Origin of the sequence: Maricaulis sp., from assembly GCF_030149515.1 — a bacterium.
GTDB lineage: Bacteria > Pseudomonadota > Alphaproteobacteria > Caulobacterales > Maricaulaceae > Maricaulis.
Map to the genome: position 1 here is coordinate 1 of NZ_JASBRI010000005.1, position 7577 is coordinate 7577.

Annotated in this window: 6 protein-coding genes, 1 tRNA gene and 1 pseudogene; all 8 read left to right on the top strand. The window is 62.4% G+C overall.

The annotated features are described in order from the left end of the window. Positions 1–142 (top strand): annotated as a pseudogene (gene tuf / locus Q1U94_RS02880) (elongation factor Tu); the annotation flags it as partial. A 356-nt stretch (positions 143–498) separates the two neighbouring features. Next, positions 499–3294, top strand: coding sequence for a TonB-dependent receptor (locus Q1U94_RS02885; RefSeq protein ID WP_300541752.1), 2796 nt, complete (start codon positions 499–501; stop codon positions 3292–3294). Between the two features lie 144 nt (positions 3295–3438). Beyond that, the gene (locus Q1U94_RS02890; RefSeq protein WP_300541754.1) at positions 3439–4980 is read left to right on the top strand and encodes a sulfotransferase; all 1542 of its coding nucleotides are present in this window, start codon (positions 3439–3441) and stop codon (positions 4978–4980) included. A 140-nt stretch (positions 4981–5120) separates the two neighbouring features. Continuing rightward, a tRNA-Trp gene (locus Q1U94_RS02895) sits at positions 5121–5196 on the top strand. 80 nt (positions 5197–5276) lie between these two features. Continuing rightward, a complete protein-coding gene (gene secE / locus Q1U94_RS02900; RefSeq protein WP_300541756.1) occupies positions 5277–5537 on the top strand; it encodes a preprotein translocase subunit SecE in 261 nt (86 codons plus the stop codon). Positions 5538–5548: 11 nt separating this feature from the next. After that, positions 5549–6082: a transcription termination/antitermination protein NusG gene (gene nusG, locus Q1U94_RS02905; protein WP_300541758.1), complete on the top strand. Its 534-nt coding sequence runs from the start codon at positions 5549–5551 to the stop codon at positions 6080–6082. A gap of 102 nt (positions 6083–6184) precedes the next feature. Further along, positions 6185–6613, top strand: a complete 429-nt coding sequence (rplK, locus tag Q1U94_RS02910) for a 50S ribosomal protein L11 (protein ID WP_300541760.1) — start codon at positions 6185–6187, stop codon at positions 6611–6613. Positions 6614–6618: 5 nt separating this feature from the next. Beyond that, the gene (gene rplA, locus Q1U94_RS02915; protein ID WP_300541762.1) at positions 6619–7317 is read left to right on the top strand and encodes a 50S ribosomal protein L1; all 699 of its coding nucleotides are present in this window, start codon (positions 6619–6621) and stop codon (positions 7315–7317) included. The last annotated feature ends 260 nt before the right edge of the window (positions 7318–7577 follow it).

Sequence of the window (7577 nt, forward strand, 5' to 3'; positions counted from 1 at the left end):
GGAAATGGTGATGCCGGGCGACAATGTGGAGATGAATGTGGAGCTGATCACGCCGATCGCGATGGAAGAGAAGCTGCGCTTCGCCATCCGCGAAGGCGGCCGCACCGTCGGTGCCGGCGTCGTCTCCAAAATCATCGAGTAGTCTGTCCGCGATAACGGCGGGGCCTGGCCCCGGACGAAACGATATGAAGCGGCGCACCCCCGGTGCGCCGCTTTTGTTTTGGCCGCCTTTTTCGTCTGCCTAACCCCGCGCAGCCAATGTTCTGCTGCAATTGGGCAACAGTGCGGCCCAAATGATTGCCCCGGCCTCCTGTGACAGTGGTGTGTCATTGACCCATCGTAATTTGCATGGGTACCTTGCATCCAAGGCGGGGAATCGTGAGCTCCGTCGAGGGGGAAGGATTTCGACGCCAAGAAATCGGGGCGATTTCTTCCCTAAAGTCGTTTCCTACTCGGAGGGATAAAAGAGTGAGACGGAATGTTTTCAAGGCTTGCCTTATGGCGAGCACGCTCATCGGTGGTCTGGCGACTGTCAGCCCGGCGATGGCTCAGGACGATGAGTCTTCTGAAGAAGAAACCATTGTCATCACGGGTTCGCGGATCCGTAATGCCAACCTCGTTGCAGCCAGCCCGGTCACCCAGGTCGATGCCGAAGAGTTTGCGCTCTCCGGTACGACTCGCGTTGAAGACCTGCTGAACACTCTGCCGCAGCTGGCGCCCAGCTTCGACTCCTTCACCGTCAACCCGACCACCGGTTTCGCCACCGCCGACCTGCGCGGTCTCGGCACCAACCGGACCCTGGTCCTGGTGAACGGTCAGCGTCTGCAGCCGGGCGGTATTCGTTCCCAGGCTCCCGACCTGAACCAGATCCCGGCGGGTATGATCCAGCGCGTCGAAGTGCTGACCGGTGGTGCTTCCGCCGTGTACGGCTCGGACGCTATGGCCGGTGTTGTGAACTTCATCCTCGACCGCAACTTCGAAGGCGTGTCCATCACCGCCGGTGCGTCGGGTTACCAGCACAACAACCAGAACGACTATGTCCAGGGTCTTCTGGACGACCGTTCGTTCGATTACCCCACGGGTAATTCGGGTATCGACGGCCGGACCTACAATTTCGACTTCGCCATCGGTTCCGGCTTCGCCGGCGGCCGCGGTCATGCGTCGGGTTACTTCACCTACCGCAAGAACGAAGAGCTGCTGCAGGGCGCCCGCGACTATTCCTCGTGCGCACTGAACCAGGGCGGTACGGTCTGCGGCGGTTCCTCGACCGCGCCGAACCCGAACTTCTTCCTGCTGCACCCGGATCTGGTCGGCTTTGCCCACTTCGATACCTCGGGCACGTGGGCTCCCGGTGTCGGCGAACTCTACAACTACGCGCCGATCAACCACTACCAGCGTCCTGACGAGCGCTGGACGGCGGGTGCCTTCTTCAATTACGAGATCAGCCCGCAATTCCGCCCGTACATGGACTTCATGTTCGCCAACACGAACACGTCGGTCCAGATCGCCCAGTCCGGTACGTTCTTCGTGAACTTCCTGGAGCTGGGTTGTACGGATCCGCTGCTGGGTTCGGCCTGTGCCGATCTCGGCCTCGATCCGGCCGACCCGGTTGGCATTTATGTCGGTAAGCGTAACGTCGAAGGCGGCCCGCGCGTGGCCGACATCGACTCCACGTCCTACCGCGTCGTGCTGGGTTCCGAAGGCGACCTGAACCAGAACTGGGCCTACAACACCTCGTTCATGCTGGGTATCAACAACTCCGGCGAAGCCAACCGGAACGACTTCCTGACCAACCGTCTGGAAGATGCGCTGCTGCAGTGCCCGGCTGGTTCGTCTGCCGGTTGTATTCCCTACAACGTCTGGGTTCCGGGCGGTGTGACGGAAGAAGCCGCAGCCGCTCTGGGTGGTACCGGCATGCGTCAGGGCCGTACCGAGCTGTTCCAGGTCGGCGGTTATCTGACCGGCGATACCGGTATTGTGATGCCGGGTGCATCCCAGTCGGTCTCGCTGGTGGCCGGTGCCGAATGGCGTCGTTCCAACTACGAAGTGCGTTCGGACACGAACATGGCCGAAGGCGCGTTCACGGGCCTTGGCGGTCCGCGTCCGCCGATCTCCGGTGGCTATGACGTGACCGAGATCTACTTCGAGGGCGGTGTGCCGCTCTTCGCCAACCTCAATGCCGAGTTCGGCTATCGCTACTCGAACTACAACACGTCGGGCGGTGTGAACTCGTACAAGATCGCGGCGACTTGGGATCCGATCGAAATGGTCCGTCTGCGTGGTGGTTTCAACCGCGCCATCCGGGCCGCGAACGTCGGTGAGCTGTTCGCCGACCAGCAGCTGTCCCTGTGGGGCGGTGACGATCCGTGTGCCGGCACGACCCCGGAATTCACCGCGGCGCAGTGCGCCAATACCGGTGTCTCCGCGGCCCAGTACGGCAACATCCAGGCCAGCCCGGCTGCTCAGTACAACCAGTTCTCGGGTGGTAACCCGAACCTGGATCCTGAGGTGGCCGATACCTGGACCTTCGGTTTCATCGCCAACCCGGTGGACAATCTCTCGGTCTCGGTCGACTACTACAACATCGCGATCGAAGAACGCATCGGTTCCATCGGTGCCGCCACGATCCTGCGCTTCTGCGCCCTGACCGGCGATCCGTTCCTCTGCGACAAGGTCAATCGTAACGCGACCACGGGCGACCTGTGGCTGGGTTCGAGCCTGGCTACGTCGGGCCATGTCGAGAACCTCTCGGACAACTTCGGTAACCTGTCCTGGCAGGGTATCGATATTGCCGCTGACTACTCGATGGATCTGTTCGGTGGCGATCTCGGCATCAACTTCGTGGGCTCCATTGCCCTCGAGCAGGAGATCGAGCCGCTTCCGGGCGTCAATCAGGACGCGACCTACGACTGCGCCGGCGTGATCAACCCGTCGTGCCAGACGCCGGAATGGCGCCACACGATGCGCTTCACCTACTCCCAGGGCACCTGGTGGCAGGGCTCCCTGCGCTGGCGCCATGTGGGTTCGATGGACTACACCGAGACCAACGGTGCAGCCGGATCCACGGACCAGATCCTGGTCGGCAAGGGCGGCCAGCTGCCGGCCCACGGCTACATCGATCTGACGGGTGTGTTCGACGTTCGCGAGAACGCCACCCTGACCGTCGGTGTGAACAACCTGATGGACCGCGAGCCGCCGCTCGTTGGTTCCACCCTGTCGCTGAACGCCAACGCGCCGGGCGGCTACGACCAAAACGGTCGTTTCCTCCACGCGTCGATCAATATCCGCTACTAATCGGATATCATCGCGACTATCGGGAAGCGGCGGGCCTTGTGCCCGCCGCTTTTCTTTTGTGGGAGCCCGGCGCCTGCGGCTGCGGCTTGATCGGCCCCGTGGCGCCCGCGCACTATCGCGTCGCCAGCGTGGGCAGGAGCCGAAATGACCGACAATACGACCCGCCGGACCGGCGATGTTGATGCCCTGATCCGCGAGGCCGCCGTGCAGCGCCGTGCCGGCCGTATGCAGGAGACGATCGGGATCTATCGGGACATCCTCCGCCTGCGGCCCGATCTCACGGACTACTGGTTCGACCTGGCTCTCCTGCTGCGTCAGGCCGGTCAGCCGCAGGACGCGCTGGAGGCCTATAATGGGGCGCTGGCGAACGGTATTCGCGATCCTCAGGAGGTGCATCTCAACCGGGCCGTGATCCTGTCGGACGATCTTCAGCGCGACGGCGAGGCGAAGGCGGCGCTGGAGGCGGCGCTGGCCGCCGATCCCGAATATGGTCCGGCGCGGCTCAATCTTGGCAATCTGCACGAGGAACGCGGCGAACGTGACGAGGCTCTGGCGCAGTACACCATCCTGGCGGAGAAGGCCGGCCGGGCCGGCGCAACGCCCGGCGAACGCGAACTGGGTACGGAGGCGCTGTCCCGGATCAGCCATCTTGCCGAACCTGCCTATGCGGACGAGCGTGTCCTGTTGCGCCTGAAGGAGGCGATCGAAGACGCCGGCCTGCCGGTCCAGACCCGGGCCAATGCGGCGTTCGCACTCGGGCGCGCGCTGGATGCCGCGGGTGAGCCCGAACGCGCCTTTGCCGCCATCGATACGGCCAACAGCCTGGCCCGGCAGGGCGGACCGGCCTACGATCCGGCTCGCACCGAACGCTTTGTCGAGGCGTTGATCGCAGCGACACAGGCGCCTGCCCGTCGAGCGGTGCCTGAGGAGCGAGGCGCGCTACAGCCTGTCTTCATTTGCGGGCTCTTCCGGTCCGGGTCGACCCTGATCGAACGCGTCCTAGCGGCTCATGACACGGTTACGGCCGGCGGCGAACTGGCTTATCTGCCACGCCTTGCGGCGACGGCGCTGTCGCCTTTCCCCGCAACGTTGGCGGCGCTGGACGATGTTCGGGCGTCGGAGTTTGCACGAGGCTATCAGGCGCATCTGGAGGCACTCTTCCCCGAGGCCGCCGCTGCCGGCGGGATCGTGATCGACAAACGGCCGGACAACTTCCTGCTGATCGGCCTTATCAAGCGTCTGTTTCCGGGGGCGAAAATCGTCCATACCGTGCGTCATCCGCTGGATACCGGCCTGTCCGTCTATTTCCAGCATCTTGACCAGCGCGTCGCCGGCTATTCCAGCGATCTTGCGGCGATCGGTCACTATTTCGGCCAGTACCGGCGCCTGATGGCGCATTGGAAACGGCTCTGGCCGGACAGTATTTTCGACCTCGACTATGATCACTTTGTGGTCGATCCCCAAACCTCCCTGCGAAGCCTGTTCGGCTTTCTGGACCTGGAGTGGGACGCTGCGTGCCTAGATTTTCACGAACGGCCCCAGACCGTAAGGACTGCGAGCTACTGGCAAGTGCGTCGCCCGCTCTATCGCAGTGCGTCGGGCCGCTGGCGGCCCTATGGACGTCAGCTAGAGCCGTTGCGTCACGCCTTGCTGGCCGCCGGGCTGAGCGAGAACGAGCTCGCATAGGCCTGGTGTGCTGAAACGGAAAATCGGTCTACGGCATTTTTTTGCAGAAGCCGGTTTTCTTTGCTGTCGAGGCATTGTAGACAGCTGCGCTTCGGATGTGGCGGTAGCCTTGCCACCGTGCTAATCCGCGTGCGCGGCATAGGGGTGTAGCTCAGTTGGTAGAGCATCGGTCTCCAAAACCGAGGGTCGGGGGTTCGAGTCCCTCCGCCCCTGCCATGCCGTTCTGACGGAATTGGGCTGGGCGACAACGTCGAAGCCGATTGCAAACAGGGCCCTGCCGGGCCAGATGGAATTGAATGACGCGAAACGCGAAGAATAAGACGCCGGCGCAGGCCAAGGCTGACACGGCAGCGCCGAGAAAGCGCCGTACTGGCCCGTTCCAGTACTTGGCACAGGTGCGCCAGGAAGCCCGCAAGGTGACATGGACCGGCCGGCAGGAGCTGATCGTGTCGACGATCCTTGTACTGATCCTGTCGACCATCGCCATGCTGTTCTTCTGGGGCGTCGACTGGGTGATCCGCACGACCGTCCAGTTCCTGTTGAGCCTGGGCGCCTAGAGGAGGCTTGTATGTCTGCCAAGTGGTATATCGTGCATGCCTATTCGAACTTCGAGAAGAAGGTCGCCGAGGCCATCAAGACCGAAGCCGCGATTCAGGGGCTCGAGGACAAGTTCGAAGAGATTCTCGTGCCGACCGAGGATGTGGTCGAAGTGCGCAAGGGCCGCAAGGTCAATGCCGAGCGCAAATATTTCCCGGGCTATGTCCTGGTGAAAATGGACATGACGGATCAGGCCTATCACCTGGTGACGTCGACGCCGAAGGTCACCGGTTTCCTGGGGTCCGGCAAGAAGCCGATCCCGGTGTCGGAGAATGAGGTCAAGCGGATCCTGGGTCAGATGGAGGAGGATGCGGAGCGTCCGCGTCCGACTGTGACCTACGAGATCGGCGAGACCGTGAACGTGATCGACGGTCACTTCCAGAGCTTCAACGGCGTTGTGGAAGAGGTCGATCACGACAACGGCCGCCTGAAGGTGGCAATCAACATCTTCGGCCGGGCGACCCCGGTCGAGCTGGAATACTCGCAGGTGGAAAAGACCAGCTAGCGCGTATGAGCTGCGGGAGGCGACGGCAAAAAGTCCATGCCGGGCCGTACCGCAAACCCCGAGGGGCCGCGATAGGCGCGGTCCTGACAATGGAGTGGGAACATGGCCAAAAAAATTGACGGCTATATCAAGCTGCAAGTGCCTGCGGGTGCTGCAAACCCGTCCCCGCCGATCGGCCCGGCCCTGGGTCAGCGCGGCGTTAATATCATGGAATTCTGCAAGGCCTTCAACGCGAAGACCCAGGAGATGGAAAAGGGGATGCCGATCCCGACCACCATCACTGTCTTCTCCGACAAGTCCTTCACCTTCCAGATCGCCACCCCGCCGGCGAGCTTCTATCTGAAGAAGGCGGCAAAGATCCAGAAGGGCAGCCAGACTCCGGGCCAGGCTTCGGCCGGTACCGTCACGATGGCGCAGTGCCGCGAAATCGCGGAAGCGAAGTTCAAAGACCTCAATGCGAACGACCTCGACCAGGCGACCAAGATCATCGCCGGTTCCGCGCGTTCCATGGGCCTGGAAGTGACGGAGTAGGGATCATGGCGACTATCGGAAAGCGTCTCGTGGCTGCACGGGAAACCATCGACCGCGATCGGCTCTACACCGTTGACGAGGCGGTCAAGCACGTGAAGGCCAATGCCAAGGCGAAGTTCGACGAGACCGTCGAGCTGGCCATCAATCTGGGTGTCGATCCGCGCCATGCCGACCAGATGGTCCGTGGCGTTTGCGAGCTGCCGAACGGAACGGGCCGCACGGTCCGTGTCGCAGTGTTCGCGAAGGGGCCGAAGGCCGATGAGGCAACGAAGGCTGGTGCCGATGTTGTGGGTGCCGAGGATCTGATGGAACAGATCCAGGGCGGCAACATCAATTTCGACAAGGTCATCGCGACCCCCGACATGATGCCGCTGGTCGGCCGTCTGGGTAAGATCCTGGGTCCGCGCGGCATGATGCCGAACCCGAAGGTCGGCACCGTGACCATGGACGTCACCAAGGCGGTGAATGCCTCCAAGGGCGGTGCGGTCGAATTCCGCGTCGAGAAGGCGGGCATCGTCCATGCCGGTGTCGGCAAGGCGAGCTTCACCGAGCAGCAGCTGGCGGAGAATGTGCGTGCCCTGATCGGCGCTATCGTCAAGGCCAAGCCGACCGGCGCAAAAGGTACTTATATCAAGCGCATCGCGCTCAGCTCCACGATGGGGCCGGGTGTGAAAATCGATATGTCTGACGCCCTTTCGGCGTAAAAGACTTGAGTTTCAGCCCGGCAGGCTTTATCCGGCCGGGCTGATCCGGTCTTCAATCCGCGGTTTGGATGAAGATCGGCCTGTCCGAGATCTCAGGGGGCGGGGCCTTTTCAGGTTCTGCCTTAATCCAATTTGGGCCCTGCGTGAGACAGAGCGAGACTGATCTGACCTTGTGGTTGGTCGGTTCAAGCCCTGGGACAGGACGCGTCATGATGGCGTCCGACCCGATGAGGGGAAGATGTCGTGATGGCGTTTTCACC